The sequence below is a fragment of the Rhizorhabdus argentea genome (assembly GCF_037861105.1).
GTDB classification, from domain to species: domain Bacteria; phylum Pseudomonadota; class Alphaproteobacteria; order Sphingomonadales; family Sphingomonadaceae; genus Rhizorhabdus; species Rhizorhabdus argentea.
Map to the genome: position 1 here is coordinate 151,758 of NZ_JBANFK010000001.1, position 23,896 is coordinate 175,653.

Genomic DNA, 23,896 nt, shown 5'->3' on the forward strand with positions numbered 1-23,896 from the left:
CGATGCACCATAATAAACGTAAGGCGGCGGTAGCCGGTGGGAGACGTTAATGCTGTACGATGCGTATGAATTTCAGCGTTCGCTGATGTCGGCGGCGAGCGCCTGGGCAGACCTGAGCGGTCAGTGGCTCAAAAACCCCCTTAATCCCATGTCCTACAGCAACATGGCGCCCATGATGGCTTCGGGGCTTGACGTCTTCGCCCACGCTTCCGCCTCGCGCGGCAAGCCCGACTTTGGCTTCGCCGAGGTCGAGATCGAGGGTAAGAAGGTTGCGGTCACGGAGGAGATCATTCTCCGCAAGCCGTTCGGCCAGCTCAAGCGGTTCCGCCGCCGGGGCGTGACGGGCCAGCCCAAGCTGCTGATCGTCGCGCCCATGTCGGGCCATTATGCGACGTTGCTGCGCGGCACCGTCGAACGGATGATGATAGATCACGATGTCTACATCACCGATTGGCGTGACGCGAAGCTCGTCCCGGTCGAAGAGGGCGGTTTCGATCTTGACGATTATATCGATTATCTGATCGCATTCCTGGAGAAGATGGGCCCCGGCGCCCACATGCTCGCGGTGTGCCAGCCCTCGGTACCGGCCTATGCGGCCACCGCGCTGATGTGCGCGGACCAGAATCCCTGCCGCCCCGTCACGCTGACGATGATGGGCGGGCCGGTCGATACCCGCGAGGCGCCGACCGCGGTGAACACCGTCGCCACCCAGCGTCCGCTGACCTGGTTCGAGCACAATGTGATCCATACGGTGCCGGTCTATTATCCCGGTTCGGGGCGCAAAGTATATCCGGGCTTTCTGCAGCTCACCGGCTTCATGGCGATGAATTTGGGCAACCATCTCGTCAGCCACTGGAGCATGTTCAAGCATCTCGTCGATGGCGACGAAGAGAGCGCGGATGCGACCAAGGCGTTCTACGAGGAATATCGCTCCGTCTGCGATATGACCGCGGAGTTCTACCTCGAGACGATCGACGTGGTGTTCCAGCGGCACCTGTTGCCCAAGGGAGAGCTCATGCATCGCGGCCGCAAGGTTGATCCCGCTGCCATCACCGATGTCGGCCTTCTCGCGATCGAGGGTGAGCGCGACGACATCTCGGGGCTGGGGCAGACCAGAGCTGGACTCACCTTGGCGAAAAAGCTGCCCGATTCTCACAAAAAATATCTGATGGCCGAACATGTGGGCCATTACGGCATCTTCAACGGACGCCGCTGGCGTGAAGAAATCGCGCCAGTGGTCGATGCATGGATTGCGACGCATGCCCGCTAGGGCGGCATTGGCATCCCTCATTGCGCTGACGCTCATTGCTGGCGCGCCGCTTCGGGCGGAGATCGCGGAGCCCGACGTCGAGTTGGCTATCGGCAAGGCGCAGCAGGCTGCAGGGCGCGAGGATTGCGCAGGCGTGCTTGGGGCCCTCGATCCGGTGGTCGAGGGACTTGCCGCGGGACCGCAGCGCAACGTCATCCAGAGGATGCGACTTGTATGCCTCAGCGAGCAGGGCCGGCTCGCGGACCTTCCCCTCGTACAGCGCGAGTTGGCTGCGAGCATGCCGCGCGACGGCGTGGTCAAGGCGTTCGGAGTGCTCATCGCCGCCGATGAAAATCGCTTCGCCGACGCCGCCGACCAGATCGCTACCCTGGCCGAGACCTCGCCGCGCGCGCTCAACGTGCTGAGTGGCGCGGCGGTGCGGGCGATTTCGATGCGGCTCGCGGAGGATCACGCCCGCGATGTGCGCGGCCGGATGCTGATCGCCCTGGCTCGTGCCGACTGGGAGCCGGCAGATATCCCCGAGCTTCGCGTCGGTTTTGCCGAAGGCGCGATCGAGGCGTTGATCGACCAGGGAGAGCCGGCCGAGGCTGAGGGCCTGCTCGAACGGATTGAGCAGCCCGAGCAGCTCTCCGCGATGGCGGTTGATCGCCATTTTGCGAAGCTGTGGCCGGCTTTGGAGACTCGCCTGGGTCCTGCCAGCGCAACGTCGGTCGAGCGGTTCGCGCGCGCCAAGTTGTCGGCCTATGGCGACTCTCCAGGCTCGGAGGTGGCGCTGCGCGACGCGGCCGATGCCATGCTGCTGCTCGGCCGTTATCAGGACGTGGTCGATCTGACCCAGGATGTCCGCGTCGTCGACGGCATGAGCCGCGAAGCGGTGCGCACCGTCCTCTACCGCGCCCGCGCGCTGGCCGCGCTGCGCCGCAACGACGAGGTCGACCGGCTGCTGGCGCCCTTCCTGGCGCTCGACATCCAGAGTGCGCCTGCCGCCTCCACGGCGCTGGTAAGCTACGCAGAGTTCCTCGACGAAGCCGGTCGGGCGGCTAAGGCACTCGTGGTGACGCGCGAAGCGCGATCCAAGAGCGGCGACATGCTGACCGATCTCGGCAAGCGCTGGCTCGACCGCACCGAGGTCTGCACGCTGGCCGCGCTGGGACGCACCGCTGAAGCGGCCAGCGCCATGGATGCGCTGAAGAGACTCAGCAGCCAGAACCCCTCGGCTACGATCGAAGCCTTGCTGTGCGCGGGACGCGATAGCGAGGCCTCGCAGCTGACCATCAAGGCATTCGACGACAGCGATGCGGCAAACGATCTGCTCGTGCAGTTCCAGCCGGCCGGATCGGTGTTGGCCCCAACGCCGTCGCGGCTTCGCGCATTGTGGACCTCGTTCCTTGCTCGTCCGGAGGTGAAGGCCGCGTTCGACCGGAAGGGAAGGATCCTGCCTCGCGTGCTATGGCCCGATCCCAAGCCACGGGCGATCCCGCGGCGTCCTGCCAATGGAGCGGCGCTGACCTGATGCCGCAGCTGACGGCGCGGATCGAGACATGGCCGGTTGCGGGCAGCTTCGTCATCGCGCGGGGCGCCAGGACGCAGGTCGAGGTGGTGGTGGTGCAGATCGCCGACGGCGTGCACGCCGGCAGGGGCGAGGCGACCCCCATCTATTATCATGGCGAGAGTGCGGAGACCGTGCTGGCCCAGGTCGAGGCCATGGCAAGTGCGATCTCTCGCGGCATCGAACGCGCAGACTTGCTGCGGCAGATGCCGCGCGGAGCTGCACGCAATGCCATCGACTGCGCGCTGTGGGATCTCGAGGCGAAGCGCGAGCTGCGTCCTGTCTGGTCGCTGGCCGGCCTGGCCCGGCCTCAGCCGCTGCAATCTGCCTTCACCATATCGCTTGGCGATGCCGATCGGATGGAGCGGGACGCGCGGCAGGCGGCAGCGATCTATCCGCTGCTAAAGCTGAAGCTGGCCGGGGAGGGCGATGTCGAACGGGTCGCAGCGGTTCGCCGCGGCGCGCCGGGCGCACGGCTGATCGTAGATGCCAACGAAAGCTGGACCGGCCGGGATGTCGCCGCAGAAGCAGCGGCGCTGTTGCCACATGGCGTCGAACTCATCGAGCAGCCCGTCAGAGCGGGCGAAGATCACCTGCTTGACGGTGTCGTCTCGCCGATTCCGCTATGCGCCGACGAGAGTTGCCAGGACCGCGCCGATCTTCCGCGCTGTATCGGCCGCTATGCAGCGATCAACATCAAGCTAGACAAGGCGGGCGGGCTGACCGAGGCCCTTGCCGTCGCCGCCGCAGCGCACTCTGCCGGGATGGAGCTGATGGTCGGTTGCATGCTGTCCACTTCGCTTGGCATTGCGCCTGCAATGCTCCTTGCGCAGCGCGCGCGCTGGATCGACATAGACGGACCGTTGCTGCTTTCGAAAGATCGCGACGATCCGGTACACTTCGAGGGAGGCGTCGCGTTTCCGGCACCGGCGGCTCTGTGGGGTTGAGCTGCCGTTCTTCCGGCGAGGCCGGCTGAGCAAAACCGCGGCCTTGAGTTGCGGAACGATCGAGGCAGCGGCCAGTTGCGACCTCAGGAACTCGATCGGGGTGCATGAACATGACGAATTCACCTTTGGAACGGGGGAGCGATGGGATGACACGACGAAGCGTGCTGGCAGCAGGAGCCACTACTGCAGCAGGCTTGGCCGCCACCCCGGCGATCGGGGCGGGCCCGGCTGCGCAATCGCTCCCCGCCACGCCGATGCCCGTGAGGCTGAACGTCAATGGGAAGGATCATGATCTGTCGCTGGACCCGCGTACGACCTTGCTCGACGCGCTACGCGAGCATCTCCACCTCACCGGCAGCAAGAAGGGCTGCGATCATGGGCAATGCGGTGCGTGCACCGTCATCGTCGAAGGGCGGCGGATCAACAGCTGCCTGACATTGGCGGTGATGCATGACGGGGATGCAGTCACCACCATCGAGGGGCTCGGCACGCGGCAGGATCTTCATCCGCTGCAGAAGGCCTTCATCGAGCATGACGGTTATCAATGCGGCTATTGCACGCCGGGGCAGATATGCTCGGCGGTAGCGATGCTCTCGGAAATCGAGCGAGGCATCCCGAGCCATGTCAGTGCCGACCTGCTGGATGTCACCTTCTCGGACGATGAGGTACGCGAGCGGATGAGCGGCAACATCTGCCGATGCGCGGCCTATCCCAACATCATCGCTGCAATCCGCGATGTAAGCGGAACACGCACGACATGAGGCCCTTTGCCTATCAGCGCGCCGCCGATCCCGCCAGCGCCGCGAAAGCTGCCGCGGAGCATCCGGGCGCGCGTTTCATCGCGGGTGGGACCAATCTGCTCGACCTGATGAAACTGCAGATCGAGACGCCGCCGCTCCTGATCGACATCAATCATCTTGGTCTCGACAGGATAGACAAGATCGAGGACGGCGGCCTGCGCATCGGCGCGTTGGTGCGCAACACCGATCTCGCCGCCGACAAGCAGGTGCGTCGGGACTATCCGGTGTTGACCCGCGCGTTGGTATCTGGCGCTTCGGGCCAGCTCCGCAACAAGGCAACGACGGCAGGGAACCTGCTCCAACGGACCCGCTGCCCCTATTTTTACGACACTCGCATGCCATGCAATAAGCGCAAGCCGGGATCGGGATGCGCCGCGCTGGGCGGTATCAACCGCGGCCAGGCGATCATGGGAACGAGCGATGCCTGCATCGCCACGCATCCGTCGGACATGGCTGTGGCGATGCGGGTGCTCGATGCGGCGGTAGAGACGGTGCGGCTGGACGGCACCACGCGCGCGATCCCGATCGCCGACTTCCATCTTTTGCCGGGCGACACTCCACATATCGAGACGGCGCTCGCGCCGGGCGAGATGATCACCAGCGTGGTACTGCCGCCGCCGATTGCCGGACGGCAAATCTATCGCAAGGTCCGCGACCGCGCCTCCTATGCCTTCGCGCTCGTGTCGGTGGCAGCGGTGGTGGGCCCCGACGGCCAGCGTTTGGCTTTCGGCGGGCTGGCCCACAAGCCCTGGCGGGTCGAGGCCGCCGAAAAGCTGAAAGGGGCCGAGGCCATAGCCGCATCGGTAACGCTCGGCGCGCGTACCACAGAACACAACGTCTTCAAGCTGAGCCTGGTCAGGCGCACGCTGGGCGCAGTGCTGGCGGAGATAGGGGCATGACCATGAAGTTCGACGCCCCGGCCACCAACAACGTAATCGATCGCCAGCGGGTGGTGGGGCATCCGCATGACCGCATCGACGGGCCGCTCAAAGTCACCGGAACTGCGCCCTACGCCTATGAGCGGCACGACATGGCACCCAATGCCGCTTATGGCTGGATTGTCGGCTCGGCCATCGCCAAGGGGACGATCAGGTCCATCGACATGCGTGAGGCGGAGGCGGCGCCCGGTGTCCTCACCATTGTTACGGCGGCCAATGCCGGCCCGCTGAAGAACTCGCCGTCCAATACGGCGACGCTGCTCGCGGGGCCGCAGATCGAGCATTTCGACCAGGCGGTGGCGCTGGTGGTCGCCGAGACTTTCGAGCAGGCGCGCGACGCGGCGAAGCTGGTGCGGGTCGACTATGCCGCCGGACAGGGGACGTTCGATCTGGCGGCGAGCCGTGGCCATGCCCGCGCAGCGCCGGTCAGCTTTGCCGGCCCCGCCGATACGAAAGTGGGCGACTTCGATGGAGCATTCGCCCGCGCCGCCGTGAAAGTAGACGAACTCTACACCACGCCGGACCAGAGCCACATGATGATGGAGCCGCACGCCTCGATCGCCACTTGGGACGGCGACAGGCTCACGCTGTGGACATCGAACCAGATGGTGGCCTGGGGCGTTCGCGACATGGCGATAACGCTCGGCTTGCCCCAGGAGAACGTCCGTATCGTCTCGCCTTATATCGGTGGCGGTTTCGGCGCCAAGCTGTGGATCCGCGCGGATGCGGTGCTGGCGGCCCTCGGCGCAAGGGCGGCGGGACGGCCGGTCAAGGTGGCGATCTCGCGGCCGCAGATCCCCAACAACACGGTTCATCGCCCGGCAACGATCCAGCGCGTCCGCCTGGGCGCTGACAGCAACGGTGTCATCGAAGCGATCGCTCACGAAAGCTGGTCGGGCGACCTGCCCGGCGGCGGTGCGGAGACGGCGGCGGTACAGACCCGCTTCCTTTATGGCGGCAAAAACAGGATGACCGCGCATTATCTCGCGGAACTCGACTTGCCGGAGGGTAACTCGATGCGTGCGCCTGGCGAAGCAGCCGGGATGTTGGCGCTCGAAGTAGCGATGGACGAACTGGCGGAGAAGGTGGGCCTCGATCCCGTCGAGCTGCGGATTCGTAACGATGTCCAATATGATCCGGAAAAGGGCCCGGCTCGTCCCTTTTCAAGCCGGAAGCTCGTCGAATGCCTGCGGATCGGTGCGGAGCGTTTCCACTGGCAGCGGCGGAATCCCAAGCCCGGGCAGGTGCGCGACGGGCGCTGGCTGGTGGGCATGGGCATGGCATCGGCGTTCCGCGCCAATCTCGCCACCACCTCGGGTGCGCGCGCCGTTCTTGATGGCAGGGGCGTCGTCACCATCGAAACAGATATGACCGATATCGGCACGGGCAGCTATACGATCATCGCCCAGACTGCCGCCGAAGTGATGGGCGTGCCGCTCGATAAGGTCGTTGTGCGGCTCGGTGACAGCCGCTTTCCGGCGTCGTCGGGCTCGGGTGGGCAGTGGGGCGGAAACAGCTCGACCGCAGGCGTCTATGCGGCCTGCATGCTGCTGCGCACGACGGTAGCGCAGAAGGCCGGCTTCAACGCTGCCGATGTTGATTTCGCCGATGGCTATATCGTCGGCGGCAACCGGCGCGTGCGCCTTGGCGACGCGGCGGGAGCCGAGGGCGTGAGTGTCGAGGACAAGATTGAGTTCGGCGATCTTTCGAAACGCTATGCTCAGGCGACGTTCGGCGCACACTTCTGCGAAGCCGGCGTCGATGCGGCAACCGGCGAGGTGCGCGTCCGCCGGCAGGGTGGTGCGTTCGCAGCCGGCCGTATCCTCAACCCAAAGTCGGCGCGCAGCCAGGTAATCGGCGCCATGACGATGGGGGTCGGAGCGGCGCTCATGGAGGAATTGCTGGTCGACAAGCGTTTCGGCTTCTTCGTCAACCATGATCTCGCCGAATATCATGTGCCGGTCCATGCCGACATACCCGAGCAGGACGTGTTCTTTGTCGATGAACTCGATGACAAGAGTTCGCCGATGAAGGCGAAGGGCGTGGGCGAGCTCGGCATCTGCGGTGCCGGCGCGGCGGTCGCCAACGCGATCTACAATGCCACCGGCATCCGGCTCAGAGAGTACCCGCTGACGCTCGACAAGCTGATCGACAAATTGCCGCCGATGGCGTGACCAACGGAGGGCAGGTCAGCCGACCTGCACCCCGAACAGGTCGTGCTCGTCGGCATCCTCGATCTCGACTCTGACGATATCGCCCGACGCCAGAGTGCCGGCGTCGCGGAGGTGAACTTCGCCATCGATCTCGGGCGCGTCGGCCTTCGAGCGGCCGGTCGCGCCGCCTTCGCCATCCACCAGATCGATGATCACATCCAGAGTCCGGCCGATCTTCGCCTCGAGCTTCGCGGCGGAGATTGCGGCGGTCCGCTCCATGATCCGCGCGTAACGCTCTTCCTTGATCTCATCGGGCACGGCGTTCGGCAGCGCATTGGCGGCAGCACCCGCGACGGGCTCGAAGCGGAACGCGCCGACACGGTCGAGCTGTGCCTCATCGAGCCAGTCGAGCAGATACTGGAAATCCTCCTCGGTCTCACCGGGAAAGCCGACCACGAAGGACGAGCGCACCGCGATGTCGGGGCAGATCGCGCGCCACGCGGCGAGCCGTTCGAGTACCTTCGCGTCGTTGGCCGGGCGTTTCATCGCCTTCAGCACCCTGGGTGACGCGTGCTGGAACGGAATATCGAGATAGGGCAGCACCAGCCCATCGGCCATCAGTGGGATGACATGGTCGACGTGCGGATAGGGATAGACATAGTGGAGCCGTACCCATGCGCCGAGCTTGCCGAGTTCTCGGGCGAGGTCGGTCATATGGGCGCGCACCTCGCTTCCGCCCTTGAGCGGGTAATCTGCGTGCTTCAGGTCGAGCCCATAGGCCGACGTGTCCTGGCTGATCACCAGCAGCTCGCGCGTGCCGGCCGCAACCAGCTTCTCCGCCTCCCGCAGGATCGCGTCGGGCCGCCGGCTCACCAGGTCGCCGCGGATCGACGGGATGATGCAGAAGCTGCAGCGATGATTGCAGCCCTCCGAAATCTTCAGATAGCTGTAGTGGCGCGGCGTCAGCTTGAGGCCGGCGTCGGGCACCAGATCCATATAGGGCGACGCCGTCACCGGAGCCGCTTCATGCACCGCGCCGACCACCGCTTCATATTGGTGCGCGCCGGTGACGGCGAGGACGTTGGGAAAACGGGCGCGGATGCGCTCTGCTTCGTCGCCCATGCAGCCGGTGACGATCACTCGCCCATTTTCGGCGATGGCTTCGCCGATCGCGTCGAGGCTCTCCTCCTTGGCGCTGTCCAGGAAGCCGCAGGTGTTGACCAGCACGACATCGGCACCGGCATAATCGGGCGACAGCCCGTAGCCGTCCGCACGGAGCTTGGTGAGGATGCGTTCGCTGTCGACCAGGTTCTTCGGACAGCCGAGCGACACCATGCCGACTTTCGGCGGGGAGGGGAGTTTGATTGCCATGGAGCGCGCGCACATAAGCGCTTTCGCGGCAAATTGCGAGGGGGGGCGCTGAACCTGGTCCCTTGGCCGACGGTCCGGCTGCTGCCCGGGTGAACGGCCAAGATCGGATTTAAATCAAAAGAGATGTTTTAAACATCAATGATGCTATGCTGAACGCCAAATTTGAGAGTTCATTTATGATCACCGCCGCGCAAATGCGGGCTGCCAGAGCCCTGCTGGGAATCGACCAACGGCAGCTCGCCGAACTGTCGGGCGTGTCGTTGCCAACCATCCAGCGGATGGAGGCGAGTGAAGGAACCGTGCGCGGCGTCATCGACACCCTCACCAAGATCATCGAAGCGTTCGACAGGGCCGGGGTCGAGCTGATCGGCAGCAGCGCGGCAAGCGTCGGCCTGGGACGCGGCGTGCGGCTCAAGCGCGCCGACAATCCGAACGGCAGGCCGAGCTGACGCAATGGCCATGAACGGAAAACATGCTGTCGCAACCGGCAAGGCGGAGCCCAGCTTTCGCGAGATGTTCACGCCCAAGCTCGTCACCATTTTGCGAGATCGCTACGGGCTTCCCGATATCAAGGCCGATGCGGTCGCGGGCTTTACCGTCGCGATCGTCGCCCTGCCACTTTCGATGGCCATCGCGATCGCGTCAGGTGTCACGCCGGATCGCGGGCTGTATACGGCGATCGTCGGCGGGTTCATCGTATCGGCACTTGGTGGAAGCCGGTTCCAGATCGGCGGCCCGGCCGGGGCGTTCATCATACTCGTTGCGGCGACGGTCGGGCGCTACGGTCTCGACGGACTGATCCTTGCGACCATGCTCTCCGGGCTGATGCTGCTTACCATCGGCTTTTTGAGGCTGGGCACCTTCATAAAATATATCCCCTATCCCGTCACGGTCGGGTTCACCTCCGGCATCGCGGTCGTGATTTTCGCGAGCCAGGTCAAGGATCTGCTTGGTCTGACGCTCGCGGGGCGCGAGCCAGGCGCGATCATTTCCAAGCTTGAGGCACTGGGTAGCGCCCTGCCAACGGTCAATGCCGCCGCCGTCGCGGTCGCCTTGATCTCGATCGGGGTGATCATCGCGGTCCGGCATTTCCGTCCACACTGGCCCGCCTTCGTCATCGCCATCGTGCTCGCTGCGCTGTTGAGCCGACTGTGCAGCCTTCCGGTGGAGACGATCGGAACCCGCTTTGGCGGCATTCCCCAATCGCTTCCGGTGCCGCATCTGCCCGTGCTGTCGCTGGACCGGATCCAGTTGGTGCTGCCGGCGGCCTTGTCCTTCGCGCTGCTTGGGAGCATCGAAAGCCTGCTTTCGGCGGTAGTCGCAGACGGGATGACGGGCCGCCGCCACCGGTCCAACGCCGAGCTGGTCGCCCAAGGCGCGGCGAATATAGGGTCCGCGCTGTTCGGCGGCATCTGTGTCACCGGGACTATCGCCCGTACCGCAACCAATGTGCGGGCGGGCGCGCATGGCCCAGTCGCGGGCATTCTGCATTCGGTATTTCTGCTGCTGTTCATACTGCTGGCGGCGCCGCTCGCGAGCTATGTACCGCTGGCCGCTCTCGCGGCGGTGCTGGCGATGGTGTGCTGGAACATGGCCGAGAAGCATGAGTTCGTTCTACTGCTGCGCACCTCGCGCGGCGATGCGATCGTGCTGCTGCTGACCTTCCTGCTGGTCGTGTTCCGCGATCTGACCGAGGGGATATTGGTTGGCTTCGGTGTCGGGACGCTGCTGTTCCTCCATCGCATGGCGCAGGCGGTGGAGGTCGAAGATCCGCGGCCATTGGTTCAACAGGACATGGCCGATGATGCGGGCGGTGATCGGAATCGCTATGATTCCGAGTTCGCAACCGATCCCGACATCCTCGTCTATCGGATTTCCGGCGCCTTCTTCTTTGGCGCCGCGGCGGCGGTCGGAGCGGCGCTCGATCGGATCGGCGAGCATCCGAAGGTCTATGTCATCGACTTTGCGAACGTGTCGATTCTCGATTCGACAGCCGCCGCCACGATCAAGGCGCTGGCCGCAAAGGCTCATCGCCAAGGCGCCGCTCTCTATCTGACCGGCACGCGCGCGCCGATCAGGCGCGTATTGTTCGCCCATGGCGTCCGCCCACCACAGGCCCGCTTCAAGGGGACGATCGCCAATGCTCTGGCGGCCGCCCGGAACGAGGAGCGCAGTGGGGCCACTCCGGAGCCGGATGCCGGCACGTTCGGCTGAACGCGGGATCAGCTCCGTGAGGGCAGATAAATCATCGGATTGACCGGCTTGCGGCCGTTGCGGATCTCGAAGTGAAGCTGGGGCTCGCCGCTATATGGGCTCGCCCCGCTCTTTGCGATGGTCTGGCCGCGCACCACCTTCTGTCCGCGGCTGACGGTGATGCTGTCGGCATAGCCATAGGCGCTGAGCCAGCCGTCGCCGTGGCGCAGCAGGATCAACGTGCCATAGGCCGGGATGTCCTGCCCCACATAGGCAACCACGCCATCGGCGGCGGCGGTGATCGCGCTGCCGCGCTCGACGCCGATATTGATGCCGTCATTCTGCTGGCCGCCCGAATATCTGCCGAAATTGCGCAGGATCGGTCCGCGCACCGGCCAGTCGAACCGGCCGGTGAAGCGCGGCGGCTCGGCGACGGCGATGGTCGGGGCTACCGCCTTGGGCGTCGTCACCGGCGGCTTGGGCGTCTCGCGGGTGGCGAGCGCCGGTTCCGAACCGGTGATCAGGTCCTCGATGTCGAGCCTGAACGCGGCCGCCCGCTCGTCTGCGGTCATGCGCGCGACTTCTTTTCGGCTTGGCAGCAGCAGCCGCTGGCCCTCGCGGAGGATATAGGGCTCCTCGAGCTGATTGAGCTGGGCGATGCGCGTCCATTCCACGCCATAGCCGCGCGAAATGGCAATTCCGGTCTCGCCCTTGCCGACCCGATGATAGCGGCCGCCGGGGATCTTCAGCTTCTGCCCGACGATGATCTTGAACGGCGGTGCGATGCCGTTGGCCCGCGCGATCGCTTCGGATCCGGCGCCGGTCCGATCTGAAACGGCGCGCAGCGTGTCTCCCCGTTTTACCACATAAGTCGATGCCGCTACTTCGACGGCCGAAGGCGTCACCGTTCTGACCTGCCAGGCGGGCGGCGGCGGTACTGGGGCATTCTCCGAGACTGCGGGGGGAGGCGGGCCAGGGGCCGGTTGCTCCTCGACCGGTGCGGCCGCGGGCGGCGGGCTGGGTGGCGGCACGGTGCGCTGGACGCGCGGTGGAGGCGGCGCGGGCGCGCGCGGTGCAGGGCGATCAGGAGCTGGAATGCAGGCCGATGTGAGCATCAGCGCCATCAGCGCAGACGTGGTCGAGCAATGGTTCAGCAACGCCATCCCAATCTGTTAGCAGTCTTGGCCCGGCTTGCCACCCCGGCCGCGCTGCTGCCGTCACAAAAACACCAGGGATCAGGATCGAGTTTTTGTTGCGCGATTCCCGGTTCGTCAGATGATGCCATCTGACTTGAAATCACTCTGGGCCACGAGCATCCGGCTCATACCGGCCGCAGCTCGGTAACTCCGCCCATATAGGGCAGCAGCGCCTCGGGTATCCGCACCGATCCATCCGCCTGCTGGTAGTTTTCCAGCACCGCGACCAGCGTCCGGCCCACTGCCAGCCCGGAGCCGTTGAGCGTATGCACGAAGCGGGTCCCCTTCGCTTCACCCGAGGGCCGATAGCGGGCGTTCATTCGTCGCGCCTGGAAGTCGCCGCAGTTCGAGATGCTGCTGATCTCGCGGTAACGCGCCTGCCCGGGCAGCCAGACCTCCAGATCGAAGGTCTTGCGCGCGGTAAAGCCCATGTCACCGGTGCAGAGCAGCATTCGGCGGTAGGGAAGCTCCAGCGCCTCCAGGATGGCCTCGGCTGCCTTGGTCATTTCCTCATGGATTGCCTCGGACTGCTCGGGCGCGGCGATCGCCACCAGTTCGACCTTCTCGAACTGGTGCTGGCGGATCAGTCCGCGCGTGTCGCGTCCGGCCGCGCCGGCTTCGGACCTGAAGCACTGCGTCAGCGCGGTGAACCTGAACGGGAGCTCTGCTTCGGCCAGGATCTGGTCGCGCACCATGTTGGTGAGGCTCACTTCGGCAGTGGGAATTAGCCAGCGGCCGTCAGTCGTCTGGAACAGGTCCTCGGCGAATTTGGGAAGCTGCCCGGTGCCAAACATCGCCTCATCCCGCACCAATAGCGGGGGGATGACCTCGGTGAAGCCGCGGGCGGTCTGACGATCGAGCATGAACGCGCCAAGCGCGCGCTGCAGCCTCGCCATGCCACCCTTCAGGACGGCGAAGCGCGCGCCAGAGATAAGCGCCGCGGCTTCGAAGTCGAGTCCAAGCGGCCCGGCGAAGTCGGGATGCTCGCGCGCAGGAAAGTCGAAGCTGGACGGTGTTCCCCAACGGTGCTGCTCGACATTGCCGTCCTCGTCGCTGCCTTGCGGAACGCCATCCGCGGGCAGGTTGGGGATGGCCGCCAGCGCAGCGCTGAGCGCCTGATCGACCTCACTGCCCTCTGCCTCCAGCACGGGCATCTTCTCCTTGAGGAGGGCGACCTCGGCCATCAGCGCCGACGCGGTCGCCTCGTCCTTTTGTGCCTTGGCCTGGCCGATCGCCTTGGAGGCTTCGTTGCGGCGGCCCTGGGCCGCCTGCAATTCAGTAGCGATGGCACGGCGTCGCTCGTCGAGCGCAAGCAGCGCGCTGGACGCAGGCGCCGCGCCACGCCGGGCGAGAGCTGCGTCGAATGCGGTGGGGGCGTCGCGGATCAGGCGGATATCATGCATCGCCGCCCTATGGCCTCGAAGCAATATCGGCGCAACCACCAGGGGATTGGGGGGAGCAAACCGACAAGGCAGGCCGATGTTGCGCCGTCTATGAGGAACGCCCTCGCACTCCGCCTTGCTCGCGGCGCATTTAATCGAAACGGCAGGGAACCTATCGTCGCGTGTTGCGTCACTTTGCATATGTGTCTCTCGAACGACCACACATGAGGAGTATGGATGTGACTTTGCGAACTGCTTTTCTGGCTACGGCATTGCTTGCGGCAAGCGCATCTGCGCCGGTCCTGGCGCAGGCAACGGGTTCGGCGCCCGCCGCTGCGGCTACCGTAACGACCGGAGCAGCGGTAACGGATGCCAATGGCGGTGCGGTCGGTACGATCGCATCGGTGAACGGCGATATCGCGGTAATCGACACCGGCACAGTGAAGGCGAGCGTCCCTACCTCGTCCTTTGCCAAGGGTGACAAGGGCTTGCTGCTCGGCATGACCAAAGCCGAACTCGAGACGGCCGCCAAGGGCGCGGCGGCAAGCCAGCAGCAGCAATTCCTGGCTTCGCTGAAGCCCGGCACAATCGTAACCGATCAGAATGGCGGTGCGGTCGGCACGATCGAGGCTGTCGAGGGCGATCTGGTGACCGTTGCCACGCCCAACGCCAAGGCGAAGCTTCCCAAGAGCGCGATCGCCGCCGGCCCGAACGGCGCGGTGATCGGCATGACCCAGGCGCAGCTCGAAGCTGCGGCAAAGGGAGCGACGCCTCCGGCGGGTTGACCACGGCTTACAGGCCTGGAAATTCGACGCCCGCGCACAGCTCCGCGCTTGTGTGCGGGCGTAGCGCTGTCTATAGGCCCGCGGGCGGCAATGGCGATGGCTAACAAGTCCGGTTGTTGCCGAAGGGTATGGCGGAGAGTCGTATGGCATCGTCGCTGAGTGACGTGTTTAATGGTCGGGAACCGGTGAACGTGGCTGCAGATTTCGACGGTTACAGGCCTTCCCCCGACGAACGTTTCATGAATGATCGCCAATTGGCGTATTTCAAGGCGAAGCTGCTCGACTGGAAGGAGTCGATTCTCAAGGAATCGGCAGGCACGCTCCAGCAGCTCCAGGTCGACTCGCTCCGCGAGCCCGATCTCACCGATCGCGCATCGAGTGAAACCGATTGGTCGATCGAGCTTCGCACCCGCGATCGCCAGCGCAAGCTCATCTCCAAGATCGACGCCGCGCTACGGCGCATCGAAGAGGGCGAATATGGCTATTGCGAAGTGACCGGCGAACCTATTTCGCTCGGCCGTCTCGAAGCCCGCCCTATTGCGACCATGACCGTCGAGGCCCAGGAACGCCACGAGCGCAACGAGAAGGTTAGCCGCGAGGAGTAAGCTCCTCGCGTTTTTTGTCCTCGAACGTCTGATGCCCTCCGCTCATTTGCGAGCCGATCAGCCGTCTGCCGATCGCTCTTCCGATAATCTTTCGACCGCTGGATCTTGCGGGAGCCCACCACATCCGGCGCGGGAAGCCGCTGCGCAATGGCGATTCCCAAAACACCCGCGCGTGCAGCTGGCTATGCGATGATGTCCGGAATTAGCATGTCTTCGAGCAGAGCAATCTCGTCTTTCAGCCGCAGCTTACGCTTCTTGATGCGAGCGATCTGGAGCTGATCGATGGCGGGGGCGGTGAGCAGCGCCTCGATCGCAGCATCGAGGTCGCCATGCTCCTGCTTGAGGATTTCGATTCGTCGCGCAATGACTTCACTGTCCAATCGACTCGCTCCAAACCGGCACCAGGCGAAATGATTCTAGCGGTATATCAGGGCCGCGCTCAACCCCGTCGACAGCCAGGAGCGCCGCTGCGAATCATGTTTCCGACGCGTCGCGGCCAGTCGTGTTCAAGTTCGGATCAGGCTTTTTTTTGGGAGAGACAGGCGCTTCGAATCGTGATTTATTGAACGGCCCAGTCGGAGATGAAAGGAGACAGTCTTGATGTTGACTACCCATTCTTCCGCAATGCTCGCCAAGCACGCCGGCATTGAAGCCCGTATCGCGGCGGAGTCGCAACGGCCCGCGCCCGATACCGTGCTCATCAGCGAGCTAAAGAAGCAGAAACTTCGAATTAAAGAGGCGCTGGCCCGCCTCTGAACAACGCCAGCTCGGGGATTGAGGGTCAGTCGATCCTCAATCCAGGCCGGCGGATCTTCCCGATATCGACGATCTTGCGGAGATGCTCGTCCGGGGCGCCGACGACCGGCCGGCGCGCTTTTTTCGGGTCGATGGCTTCGGCGAAGGTAATCCCGATTCGCCCGCCGCGCACCCAGACGATCTCTCCCGAGACGATGCCGATACCACGCAGGCCGACTTCGACGCTGGCGCCGAGGTCGTAGCTCAACTGTGCGTCCGCCATCAGGCCGGTCGACGACAGGTTACGCACGCGAATCGGTTGCGTCTGGCGCGCATAGTCGCCGGCCGCCTTGATCGTTCCCATCAGCAACAGCGAATCGCGTTGCCGCGTCCGCTTGCCGGGCAGTGCGCCGTCCTGTTCGATGGCGTCGGACATGAATTTCCCTCGGTTGTACCAGACCGCGGGATTAGACACCGGATTGGTTGACGCCGGGTTAAAAAGGGCCGTGGATTTCCTTGATGGCGCCTTTGGTGCTGCTGGGCAGCCTACCGCTCGATGCACATGGCGATCCCCATGCCGCCGCCGATGCACAAGGTGACGAGCCCCTTCTTCGCGTCCCGCCGCGCCATCTCGTAGAGCAGGGTCGTCAGCACGCGTGCGCCCGAAGCGCCGATCGGATGGCCGATCGCGATCGCTCCGCCATTGACGTTGACGATGTCGCTGTCCCAGCCGAGTTCCTTGCCGACGGCGAGCGCCTGGGCCGCGAACGCCTCATTGGCCTCGATGAGGTCGAGATCGGACAGTTTCCATCCGGCCCGTTCCAGGGCGAGCTTGCTTGCCGGGGCCGGGCCGATACCCATGATCGACGGGTCCACGCCGCACGTGGCCCAGCTCGCAATTCGGCCAAGCACGGCGCTGCCGCGTGTAGCCGCATCCTCCGCCGACATCAGCACCAGGGCGGCGGCGCCATCGTTGAGGCCGCTGGCATTCGCCGCGGTGACGGTGCCGTCCTTCTTGAACGCCGGCTTGAGGCCCGACATCGCGTCAATGGTGGCGCCAAGCCGGATATATTCGTCGCGGTCCACGATTGTCTCACCCTTGCGGCTCTTGACGGCGACGCCGGCGATCTCGTCATTGAAGCGACCGGCCGCCTGCGCGGCTTCCGCCTTGTTTTGGCTGCTCACCGAAAACTCGTCCTGCTCGGCGCGGCTGATCTGGTATTTTTCGGCCAGGTTCTCGGCGGTGATGCCCATATGATAGCCGTTGAACACGTCCGTAAGGCCGTCGACGATCATCGTGTCGACGAGCGAACTGTTACCGAGCCTCGTTCCGGTACGAAGATTCTGCGCGTGGGCGGACAGCGACATGCTCTCCTGGCCGCCGGCGACCACTACTCGCGCGTCGCCGCAGCGGATCGACTGGGCCGCCAGGGCAACCGCGCGGAGCCCCGATCCGCAGACCTGATTGATGCCGAATGCGGTCGCCTCCTTGGGGAGGCCGGCGTTCATTGCGGCTTGCCGGGCCGGGTTCTGTCCCTGACCGGCCGTGAGCACCTGACCGAGGATCGCTTCCTGGACCTCGCCACCGTCGACGCCCGCTTGCGCCAGCGCAGCTTGGATTGCCACACGGCCGAGTTCGTGGGCCGGAGTCGTTGCGAAAGCACCGAGGAAGCTACCGACTGCAGTGCGCTTGGCACCCGTGATGACAATGTCGCTCATAGTCCCATCTCCCACTTTTGTGCATATGCGAATAGCCCGGCCGTATTGCCAGGCTCTGAAAACCTATGGAATAGTCCGCTCAATCACTATCAGGACTTCTGCAACTGCGAAAGCCATGTGCCCAGGCGCCGCCACAGCGACGCGGGCGCTTTGCGGCCAACGATCATTCCGACATGCCCCTCTGCGAGAGCAATCCGTTCGCCCCCAGCCCAGGCGCTTTCCGCCGGCGTAATCCGATCCGTCGTGGAGATGATGTTGAGCACCGGCATATCGAGCGCGGCGGGATCGACAATGCGCCCGCCGACCTGCCAAACGCCGCGGCCACTGGCATTCCCTACCATGAGTTCCTCCATCAGCTCACGGCCGGCGGCGAGCGGCATCGGCGGGCCGTCATTGGCCCAGTCCTCCACTGCGACGTAATTCTGACCCTCCGGACTCGAGGGATCCTTGCCGGCGAAATTTTCGAACTTCGCGACGGTGCGGGACGGGTCGATCTGCCAGAAGATTTGCTGCAAGATCTCTGCAGGCAACAGCCCGAAGGCGCGCGCCACTGGCTCCGCGGCATTCCATAATTGCTGCAGATCGTTCCGCGTCTGCGAAGGAAAACCGCGGAAATCCCAAGGTGCCGCAATGAGGACGAGAGCTTTTGGCGGTCTGAGCGCGGCGGCGGCGATGCTCATCGTTCCGCCCAGGCAATATCCCGCCAACGCCGCGTCGCGACCGATAATATCGAGTGCAGGTATGACATAATGTTCGACATGCCCGCCGACATCGAGATCCTGTTCGCTGGTTTCGGGACAGCCCCAGTCGAGCAGAACGGGATTCAGGCCACAGGCCGCAAGGCCCCGCATCATCGAGTTTTCCGCCGTGAGATCAAGGATCTCCGAACCATTGATCAACGAAGGCACGAACAGAACGGGCCGCCCTTGCCCGCCATAGCTGCGCAGCGAGACGCGGCCTATCCGGCCGATGACCGGTGGCGCAGGCGGCCGCGGCGGTCGCGAGGCGGTCTGGTACGACTTCAACCCGGCCAGGGCCTTGCGCAGCCGCACCACGTCGTTCGATGTTTCGTTGCGCAGCATCTCGAGGAAGAGCGGCAGCGGACGCGGCCTGTGTTGCGGCGCGGCATGATTCGATGCTATGCTGCACACGGATTTAGTTGGCAGGTGGGGTATCATGGCGAAATCATCGGACGGTTCGGGTACGGTCATCATCAAGAAATACGCCAATCGCCGCTTATATAATACGGAAACTTCGAGCTACATCACGCTAGATCACCTTGCCGCGATGACGCGCGAGGGGCGCGATTTCAAGGTGATCGACGCCAAGACCGAAGATGACATCACCCATAACGTCCTAACACAGATCATAATGGAAGAAGAGACCCGCGGCCAGACGATGCTGCCGGTCAGCTTCCTGCGCCAGCTGATCTCGCTCTATGGCGATTCGATGCAGTCGATGGTGCCGCAATATCTCGAAGCATCGATGGATGCGTTCCGCCGCAACCAGACCCAGTTCCGCCAGGCGATGGAGGGCGCGTTTTCCGGCGGTCCTTTCGCGGAGATTGCCAAGCGCAACATGGAGATGTTCGAAGCGGCCGCGAGTGCTTTCAAGCCGAAGGGCGGTGCCGCCGGCCCCGCTTCGGCCGCAGGTACGCCGACGCCGCCGACAGCGCCGCGCAACGAGGTGGAACAGCTCAAGGCGCAGCTCGCCGCCATGCAGGAACAGATCGACAAGCTGAAATAGCTGCGGCCACCGCGGGCGGTGGCGCTCCCGCCGCAACATGATGCAGCATCGGCAGCTGAGCGCGCGCTCAGCTGCCTGCGAGACCGGTCGATGCCCCGTGCGGGCGATCAGCGTCCGCGTAGTTCCTTCAGCAGCCCCGGTGCAGGATAGACCTTGGTGAGAGCCTCCTCGACTGCGCCCGTCGAGACGGCGACCGTGCGGTTTACGCTGGCGTCATAGCCATAGGCTCCGCCCAGCGAGTGGATGTTGCCGTCGAAGGCCGCGCCGATGACCGAACCATCCGCCGCAATCACGGGTGAGCCCGAATTGCCGCCGATGATGTCGTTCGTAGTGACGAAATTGATGACGCGGGTCTTGTCGATAGTGGCTTCGGCGGCGGCCCATTTCGGTGGAAGGTCGAACGGTGCTGCGCCGGTCGCCCGTTCATAAAGGCCGCCGAACAGGGTGCGATCCGGCACCGCCTGGCCCTGGTAAGTCCAACCTTGAACCGCGCCATAGCTGATCCTCAGCGTGAAGGTCGCGTCGGGATAGATGTCGTTGCCATAGGCGGCGAAGCGGGCGAGCGCGAGCCGTGACTGGGCCGCGGTGACGGGCGCATCATATTCGGCGCGATAGCGCTGCAGCACGGCGCGAGCGTCCGCGTCGTTGGCCAGCACGAACTTGATCAGCGGATCGTCCGACGCTTGGACGGCGGCGAGCCCGCCGTCATACAGCGTCTTGCGCACCGCGGGGTCGGCCAGCTTGGTGCCGGAGACGAGCCGCTTGGCCAGAGCCTCCGGCGATTCCTTGCCTAGCAACCGCTTCACCGCGGGGGCATCGACCGTCAGATGTTCCCGCGCCTTCGAAAGCCACATCCCGATTTCGAGCTCTTCGAGCCAGGGATAGATCGGGCGGGGATCGGTCAGTTCCTTCTCGAGCAGCGGCAGGCGCGCGTCGCCATATTCCGGCAGGCGCTCGGCGTTGGGCTTGGCTCGCTCCTGCGCCGAGCGAACGATGCGTCGTGCGTCGTAGAAGAGCTCGGACAGGGTGGGGCGCCGCTCCAGCCAGGTATAGTCGTCAAAGAAGGTACGATAGGCAGTGACGGCCTTCTCGACCTCCTCCCAGGGATTGCCGACCTTGGCGCTCAGCGTCGGGTCGGCGGCCACCCTGGCGCGCAACGCCTGCTCGCTGGTGGCGAGCTTGCCCGAGAATGCCGGGTCGAGCAGGGCCTGCCACTGGCCATAATATGCCTTGAAGCTGTTCTCGATGCCGAACAGCTGGTCTGAACCGGTGCGGTTTTTCTCTTCGTCGGTCGCCATCGCGCTGATCAGCCGGCCGCGCAGTTCGGACAGCAGCAATTCGGTCGTGGGCAGGGCGGTGTCGCGTTGGAAGGCGATCTGGGCCTGGGTGTAAAGCCGCTGCGTGCTACCCGGATTGCCCACCACATAGGTCAGCTCTCCGGCCTTCGGCGCGCGTGCGTTCCATGTCAGATGCGCCTTTGTCATGGCCGGCGTGCCATTTTCGTACAGGCGCAGGAATGCGGCATCGATGTCGTAGCGGGGGAAGTTGAAATTGTCGGGATCGCCGCCGAAGAAAGCCGCCTGGAACTCCGGCGCATAGACGAGCCGGACGTCTGAATATTTGCGATAGCGGTACAGCTTGTACTGACCGCCGCCGAACAAGGTCACCACCTGACAACGTTCGCGCGCCGGATCCGTGCAGCTCTGCTTTTCGATCGTCGAGATCGCCGCGTCGCGTGCCTTGGTGAAGGCGGCTCCGCTGTTGGCGCCGATGGCCTTCTGGACATCGGCGGTGACGTCGGTGATCGAGGTCACGATCTCCGCCTGCTGGCCGGGGCATTTCAGCTCCTTGGCCTTGTCGGCGGCAACGAAGCCGTTCTTCATCAGGTCATTGTCGGCACTCGATAAAGCCTGGGCGCAGTCGACGACGCAGTGGTTGTTGGTCAGCACCAGCCCCTGCAGCGACACCACCGACGCGGAACAGCCCCCGGTCAACCGCACTGCCGATTGCCGCACACGATCCAGCCAGGCCTGATCAGGCGCAGCGCCGTAGGCCGCCTTTACCTTCGCGGCGGGGAAGGCATCGAAGGTCCACATCCCTTCGTCGGCATGGGCAGCGAAGGGGAGCAGGGCGGCGATGGCGGTGGCTGCAAGCAGACGATGATGCATAAGTCGCTCCCGTGATATCGATATGTCTGTTATCGCCACGTCCTTGTCCGATTGCCAAGCCCACCCTAATACCCGGCCATGACCGATCTCGCCGAGTTGCCCGACGACAGCATCCGCAATACTCCATTCGATAGCGCTCTGTCGGACCGCTATCTGGTCTATGCTCTGTCGACGATCACCGCACGCTCGCTGCCCGACGTCCGCGACGGGCTGAAACCGGTCCACCGCCGGCTGCTCTGGGCGATGCGGCTGCTGCGGCTCGATCCCGCCTCCGGCTACAAGAAATGTGCGCGCGTCGTCGGCGACGTGATCGGCAAATATCATCCGCATGGCGACCAGTCTGTCTATGACGCGATGGTTCGCCTCGCCCAGACCTTCTCGCTGCGTTATCCGCTGGTCGACGGGCAGGGCAATTTCGGCAATGTCGATGGCGATAATGCCGCGGCGATGCGCTACACCGAGGCGCGGCTGACTGCCGCGGCCGGCGAGCTGATGGCGGGCCTCGACGAAGGCACCGTCGATTTCCGCCCGACCTATAATGGCGAGGAGGAAGAGCCGGAGATCTTCCCGGGCCTGTTCCCCAACCTGCTCGCCAACGGCGCCAGTGGCATCGCCGTCGGCATGGCCACCTCGATCCCCCCGCACAATGTCGCCGAGCTTGTCGACGCCGCGGTGCATCTGATCGACAAGCCGGAGGCAGAGACTGCCGAGCTGATGCAGTTCGTGCAGGGCCCGGACTTTCCGACGGGGGGCGTGCTGGTCGACGGCGCGACGTCGATCGCCGACGCCTATGCCAGCGGGCGCGGCGCCTTCCGCGTTCGCGCGCTGATCGAGAGGGTCGACGAGAAGGGCGGAGGGTGGCACCTCGTGGTCCAACAGATTCCGTTCCAGGTTCAAAAATCGAAGCTGATCGAGCAGATCGCCGAACTCATTAACGACAAGAAGCTGCCGATCCTGGCCGACGTTCGCGACGAGAGCGACGAGGAGATCCGCATCATCCTCGAGCCGCGCAGCCGCACCGTTGATGCCGGCATGCTGACGGAAAGCCTGTTCCGGCTCACCGATCTGGAGGTCCGCGTTCCGCTCAACCTCAACGTGCTCGATGAAAACCGCACGCCGGGCGTGATGAGCCTCAAGGCGGCGCTCGCGGCATGGCTCAAGCACCAGTTCGACGTGCTTGTTCGGAGGTCGCAGCATCGGCTGGCGAAGATCGCCGACCGTATAGAATTGCTCGACGGCTATTTGATCACCTATCTCAACCTGGATCGCGTGATTCAGATCATCCGCGAGGAGGACGAGCCCAAGCCGGTGATGATCGCCGAATTCGGCCTGACCGATCGCCAGGCCGAGGCGATCCTCAACATGCGGCTGCGCAGCCTGCGGCGGCTCGAGGAATATGAGATCAAGAAAGAGCGCGACACGCTCGACGCCGAAGGCAAGGGGCTGGAGGCGCTCATCGAGAGCCCCGCGCGCCAACGGACCCGGATGAAGCGCGACCTGGTCGCGCTACGCGACCGCTATGGTCCGGAGACCCGACTGGGCGCGCGCAGGACGACCCTCTCGGAAGCCGGCCCGGCGCGCGAAATCCCGCTCGAAGCGATGGTCGAGCGCGAACCGGTGACGGTGATCCTGTCGCAGCGCGGCTGGATTCGCGCGATGAAGGGCCATGTCGACGACGCCGCTCTCGCGACGGTGAAGTTCAAGGAGGGTGACGGCCCGGCCTATGCGGTCCGGGCGCAGACCACCGATCGCATCCTGCTCGCGACCGATCAGGGCCGCTTCTATACGCTGCCCGCCGACAGGCTGCCGGGTGGCCGCGGTTTCGGGGAACCGGTGCGCCTGTTTGCGGACGTGGAGGCCGACGCACGAGTCGCGACATTGCTCGTGGCGAAGCCTGGAATCGAGCTGTTGCTCGTATCGGCCGAGGGCAAGGGCTTCGTCGTGGACATGGCGGACGTTACCGCCGAAACCCGCAAGGGTAAGCAGGTCGTCAACCTACGAGAGGGCGGGCGGCTCAAGGTGATCCACCAGATCGGCCAGGCCGACGATTACGTCGCCGCGATCGGCGACAATCGCAAGATGGTCGTGTTCCCCCTGGCCGAGCTGCCGCGCATGGCGCGCGGACAGGGCGTGACCATTCAGCGTTACAAGGATGGCGGCCTGTCTGATGCGATCAGCTTCAGGCTGGATGCCGGGCTGAGCTGGACGATGGGCGGCGACAAGGGGCGGACGCGGAGCGAAACTGATCTCACGCCGTGGCGGGCGGCCCGGGGTGCTGCAGGGCGGATGCCGCCGATCGGCTTCCCGCGCGACAATCGTTTCGGCTGAGACTTTACCTA

Annotated in this window: 21 protein-coding genes; 13 read left to right on the forward strand and 8 right to left on the reverse strand. The window is 64.6% G+C overall.

Annotated elements, in window-relative coordinates:
- Positions 1-49: 49 nt before the first annotated feature.
- From AAC645_RS00760 to paoC, 6 genes are all read left to right on the forward strand, one after another.
- Positions 50-1,270 carry a polyhydroxyalkanoate depolymerase gene (locus tag AAC645_RS00760; protein WP_340313111.1) on the forward strand — a complete coding sequence of 407 codons (1,221 nt, stop codon included), beginning with the start codon at positions 50-52 and terminating at the stop codon, positions 1,268-1,270.
- The gene (locus tag AAC645_RS00765) at positions 1,260-2,783 is read left to right on the forward strand and encodes a hypothetical protein (protein ID WP_340313112.1); all 1,524 of its coding nucleotides are present in this window, start codon (positions 1,260-1,262) and stop codon (positions 2,781-2,783) included. The genes AAC645_RS00760 and AAC645_RS00765 overlap by 11 nt, the downstream gene beginning before the upstream one ends.
- On the forward strand, positions 2,783-3,766 hold the full coding sequence (gene dgcA / locus AAC645_RS00770) for an N-acetyl-D-Glu racemase DgcA (protein WP_422785771.1): 984 nt from the start codon (positions 2,783-2,785) through the stop codon (positions 3,764-3,766). The genes AAC645_RS00765 and dgcA overlap by 1 nt, the downstream gene beginning before the upstream one ends.
- 146 nt (positions 3,767-3,912) lie before the next feature.
- Positions 3,913-4,527, forward strand: coding sequence for an aldehyde dehydrogenase iron-sulfur subunit PaoA (gene paoA / locus AAC645_RS00775; RefSeq protein WP_340313114.1), 615 nt, complete (start codon positions 3,913-3,915; stop codon positions 4,525-4,527).
- Positions 4,524-5,465 (forward strand): FAD binding domain-containing protein, encoded by a 942-nt coding sequence (locus AAC645_RS00780; RefSeq protein WP_340313116.1) that lies wholly within the window; start codon positions 4,524-4,526, stop codon positions 5,463-5,465. The genes paoA and AAC645_RS00780 overlap by 4 nt, the downstream gene beginning before the upstream one ends.
- Positions 5,466-5,467: 2 nt before the next feature.
- The gene (paoC, locus tag AAC645_RS00785) at positions 5,468-7,678 is read left to right on the forward strand and encodes an aldehyde oxidoreductase molybdenum-binding subunit PaoC (RefSeq protein WP_340313325.1); all 2,211 of its coding nucleotides are present in this window, start codon (positions 5,468-5,470) and stop codon (positions 7,676-7,678) included.
- Between the two features lie 15 nt (positions 7,679-7,693).
- Here paoC and rimO read toward each other — a convergent pair whose 3' ends face one another.
- Positions 7,694-9,028: a 30S ribosomal protein S12 methylthiotransferase RimO gene (gene rimO, locus AAC645_RS00790; RefSeq protein WP_340313118.1), complete on the reverse strand. Its 1,335-nt coding sequence runs from the start codon at positions 9,026-9,028 to the stop codon at positions 7,694-7,696.
- A gap of 176 nt (positions 9,029-9,204) precedes the next feature.
- Between rimO and AAC645_RS00795 the strand changes: the two genes are divergently transcribed.
- Together AAC645_RS00795 and AAC645_RS00800 are read left to right on the forward strand one after the other, a co-directional pair.
- The gene (locus AAC645_RS00795; RefSeq protein ID WP_340313120.1) at positions 9,205-9,477 is read left to right on the forward strand and encodes a helix-turn-helix domain-containing protein; all 273 of its coding nucleotides are present in this window, start codon (positions 9,205-9,207) and stop codon (positions 9,475-9,477) included.
- Positions 9,478-9,487: 10 nt separating this feature from the next.
- Positions 9,488-11,242 carry a SulP family inorganic anion transporter gene (locus AAC645_RS00800; RefSeq protein WP_340313122.1) on the forward strand — a complete coding sequence of 585 codons (1,755 nt, stop codon included), beginning with the start codon at positions 9,488-9,490 and terminating at the stop codon, positions 11,240-11,242.
- An 8-nt stretch (positions 11,243-11,250) separates the two neighbouring features.
- Here the strand turns inward: AAC645_RS00800 and AAC645_RS00805 are convergent, their stop codons facing one another.
- On the reverse strand, positions 11,251-12,384 hold the full coding sequence (locus tag AAC645_RS00805) for a M23 family metallopeptidase (RefSeq protein ID WP_340313123.1): 1,134 nt from the start codon (positions 12,382-12,384) through the stop codon (positions 11,251-11,253).
- Positions 12,385-12,542: 158 nt separating this feature from the next.
- A complete protein-coding gene (serS, locus tag AAC645_RS00810) occupies positions 12,543-13,820 on the reverse strand; it encodes a serine--tRNA ligase (protein WP_340313125.1) in 1,278 nt (425 codons plus the stop codon).
- A 218-nt stretch (positions 13,821-14,038) separates the two neighbouring features.
- Here serS and AAC645_RS00815 point away from each other — a divergent pair, with 218 nt between their 5' ends.
- Together AAC645_RS00815 and dksA are read left to right on the forward strand one after the other, a co-directional pair.
- The gene (locus AAC645_RS00815; RefSeq protein WP_340313126.1) at positions 14,039-14,584 is read left to right on the forward strand and encodes a hypothetical protein; all 546 of its coding nucleotides are present in this window, start codon (positions 14,039-14,041) and stop codon (positions 14,582-14,584) included.
- A gap of 143 nt (positions 14,585-14,727) precedes the next feature.
- Positions 14,728-15,189: an RNA polymerase-binding protein DksA gene (gene dksA, locus AAC645_RS00820; RefSeq protein ID WP_340313127.1), complete on the forward strand. Its 462-nt coding sequence runs from the start codon at positions 14,728-14,730 to the stop codon at positions 15,187-15,189.
- A 182-nt stretch (positions 15,190-15,371) separates the two neighbouring features.
- Here the strand turns inward: dksA and AAC645_RS00825 are convergent, their stop codons facing one another.
- The gene (locus AAC645_RS00825) at positions 15,372-15,569 is read right to left on the reverse strand and encodes a YdcH family protein (RefSeq protein WP_340313128.1); all 198 of its coding nucleotides are present in this window, start codon (positions 15,567-15,569) and stop codon (positions 15,372-15,374) included.
- A gap of 220 nt (positions 15,570-15,789) precedes the next feature.
- Here AAC645_RS00825 and AAC645_RS00830 point away from each other — a divergent pair, with 220 nt between their 5' ends.
- On the forward strand, positions 15,790-15,945 hold the full coding sequence (locus AAC645_RS00830) for a YdcH family protein (RefSeq protein WP_340313327.1): 156 nt from the start codon (positions 15,790-15,792) through the stop codon (positions 15,943-15,945).
- 25 nt (positions 15,946-15,970) lie between these two features.
- Here the strand turns inward: AAC645_RS00830 and AAC645_RS00835 are convergent, their stop codons facing one another.
- The 3 genes from AAC645_RS00835 to AAC645_RS00845 all read right to left on the reverse strand — a co-directional run bounded on the left by AAC645_RS00835 (position 15,971) and on the right by AAC645_RS00845 (position 18,725).
- Entirely contained in the window at positions 15,971-16,360 is a 390-nt protein-coding gene (locus AAC645_RS00835) for a PilZ domain-containing protein (protein WP_340313129.1), read from the reverse strand.
- A 110-nt stretch (positions 16,361-16,470) separates the two neighbouring features.
- Complete coding sequence (locus AAC645_RS00840; protein ID WP_340313130.1) at positions 16,471-17,643, reverse strand: acetyl-CoA C-acetyltransferase; 1,173 nt, start codon at positions 17,641-17,643, stop codon at positions 16,471-16,473.
- A gap of 89 nt (positions 17,644-17,732) precedes the next feature.
- Positions 17,733-18,725 carry an alpha/beta fold hydrolase gene (locus tag AAC645_RS00845; RefSeq protein WP_340313131.1) on the reverse strand — a complete coding sequence of 331 codons (993 nt, stop codon included), beginning with the start codon at positions 18,723-18,725 and terminating at the stop codon, positions 17,733-17,735.
- 94 nt (positions 18,726-18,819) lie between these two features.
- On the opposite strand from AAC645_RS00845, the gene phaR reads away from it, so the two are divergent.
- Complete coding sequence (gene phaR / locus AAC645_RS00850) at positions 18,820-19,389, forward strand: polyhydroxyalkanoate synthesis repressor PhaR (RefSeq protein WP_340313133.1); 570 nt, start codon at positions 18,820-18,822, stop codon at positions 19,387-19,389.
- 107 nt (positions 19,390-19,496) lie between these two features.
- Here phaR and AAC645_RS00855 read toward each other — a convergent pair whose 3' ends face one another.
- On the reverse strand, positions 19,497-21,557 hold the full coding sequence (locus AAC645_RS00855; RefSeq protein WP_340313134.1) for a S46 family peptidase: 2,061 nt from the start codon (positions 21,555-21,557) through the stop codon (positions 19,497-19,499).
- 78 nt (positions 21,558-21,635) lie between these two features.
- On the opposite strand from AAC645_RS00855, the gene parC reads away from it, so the two are divergent.
- Positions 21,636-23,885: a DNA topoisomerase IV subunit A gene (gene parC, locus AAC645_RS00860; RefSeq protein WP_340313135.1), complete on the forward strand. Its 2,250-nt coding sequence runs from the start codon at positions 21,636-21,638 to the stop codon at positions 23,883-23,885.
- Positions 23,886-23,896: the final 11 nt, after the last annotated feature.

Excerpts from the sequence above, each read along its gene's own strand:
- dksA (WP_340313127.1), top strand. The coding sequence starts at position 14,728 with ATGGCATCGTCGCTGAGTGACGTGTTTAATGGTCGGGAACCGGTGAAC.
- AAC645_RS00800 (WP_340313122.1), top strand. The coding sequence starts at position 9,488 with ATGAACGGAAAACATGCTGTCGCAACCGGCAAGGCGGAGCCCAGCTTT.
- AAC645_RS00760 (WP_340313111.1), top strand. The coding sequence starts at position 50 with ATGCTGTACGATGCGTATGAATTTCAGCGTTCGCTGATGTCGGCGGCG.
- serS (WP_340313125.1), bottom strand. The coding sequence starts at position 13,820 with ATGCATGATATCCGCCTGATCCGCGACGCCCCCACCGCATTCGACGCA.
- dgcA (WP_422785771.1), top strand. The coding sequence starts at position 2,783 with ATGCCGCAGCTGACGGCGCGGATCGAGACATGGCCGGTTGCGGGCAGC.
- AAC645_RS00855 (WP_340313134.1), bottom strand. The coding sequence starts at position 21,557 with ATGCATCATCGTCTGCTTGCAGCCACCGCCATCGCCGCCCTGCTCCCC.
- AAC645_RS00780 (WP_340313116.1), top strand. The coding sequence starts at position 4,524 with ATGAGGCCCTTTGCCTATCAGCGCGCCGCCGATCCCGCCAGCGCCGCG.
- AAC645_RS00840 (WP_340313130.1), bottom strand. The coding sequence starts at position 17,643 with ATGAGCGACATTGTCATCACGGGTGCCAAGCGCACTGCAGTCGGTAGC.
- rimO (WP_340313118.1), bottom strand. The coding sequence starts at position 9,028 with ATGGCAATCAAACTCCCCTCCCCGCCGAAAGTCGGCATGGTGTCGCTC.
- AAC645_RS00795 (WP_340313120.1), top strand. The coding sequence starts at position 9,205 with ATGATCACCGCCGCGCAAATGCGGGCTGCCAGAGCCCTGCTGGGAATC.
- phaR (WP_340313133.1), top strand. The coding sequence starts at position 18,820 with ATGGCGAAATCATCGGACGGTTCGGGTACGGTCATCATCAAGAAATAC.
- paoA (WP_340313114.1), top strand. The coding sequence starts at position 3,913 with ATGACACGACGAAGCGTGCTGGCAGCAGGAGCCACTACTGCAGCAGGC.
- paoC (WP_340313325.1), top strand. The coding sequence starts at position 5,468 with ATGAAGTTCGACGCCCCGGCCACCAACAACGTAATCGATCGCCAGCGG.
- AAC645_RS00765 (WP_340313112.1), top strand. The coding sequence starts at position 1,260 with ATGCCCGCTAGGGCGGCATTGGCATCCCTCATTGCGCTGACGCTCATT.
- AAC645_RS00805 (WP_340313123.1), bottom strand. The coding sequence starts at position 12,384 with ATGGCGTTGCTGAACCATTGCTCGACCACGTCTGCGCTGATGGCGCTG.
- parC (WP_340313135.1), top strand. The coding sequence starts at position 21,636 with ATGACCGATCTCGCCGAGTTGCCCGACGACAGCATCCGCAATACTCCA.
- AAC645_RS00830 (WP_340313327.1), top strand. The coding sequence starts at position 15,790 with ATGTTGACTACCCATTCTTCCGCAATGCTCGCCAAGCACGCCGGCATT.
- AAC645_RS00845 (WP_340313131.1), bottom strand. The coding sequence starts at position 18,725 with ATGCTGCGCAACGAAACATCGAACGACGTGGTGCGGCTGCGCAAGGCC.
- AAC645_RS00835 (WP_340313129.1), bottom strand. The coding sequence starts at position 16,360 with ATGTCCGACGCCATCGAACAGGACGGCGCACTGCCCGGCAAGCGGACG.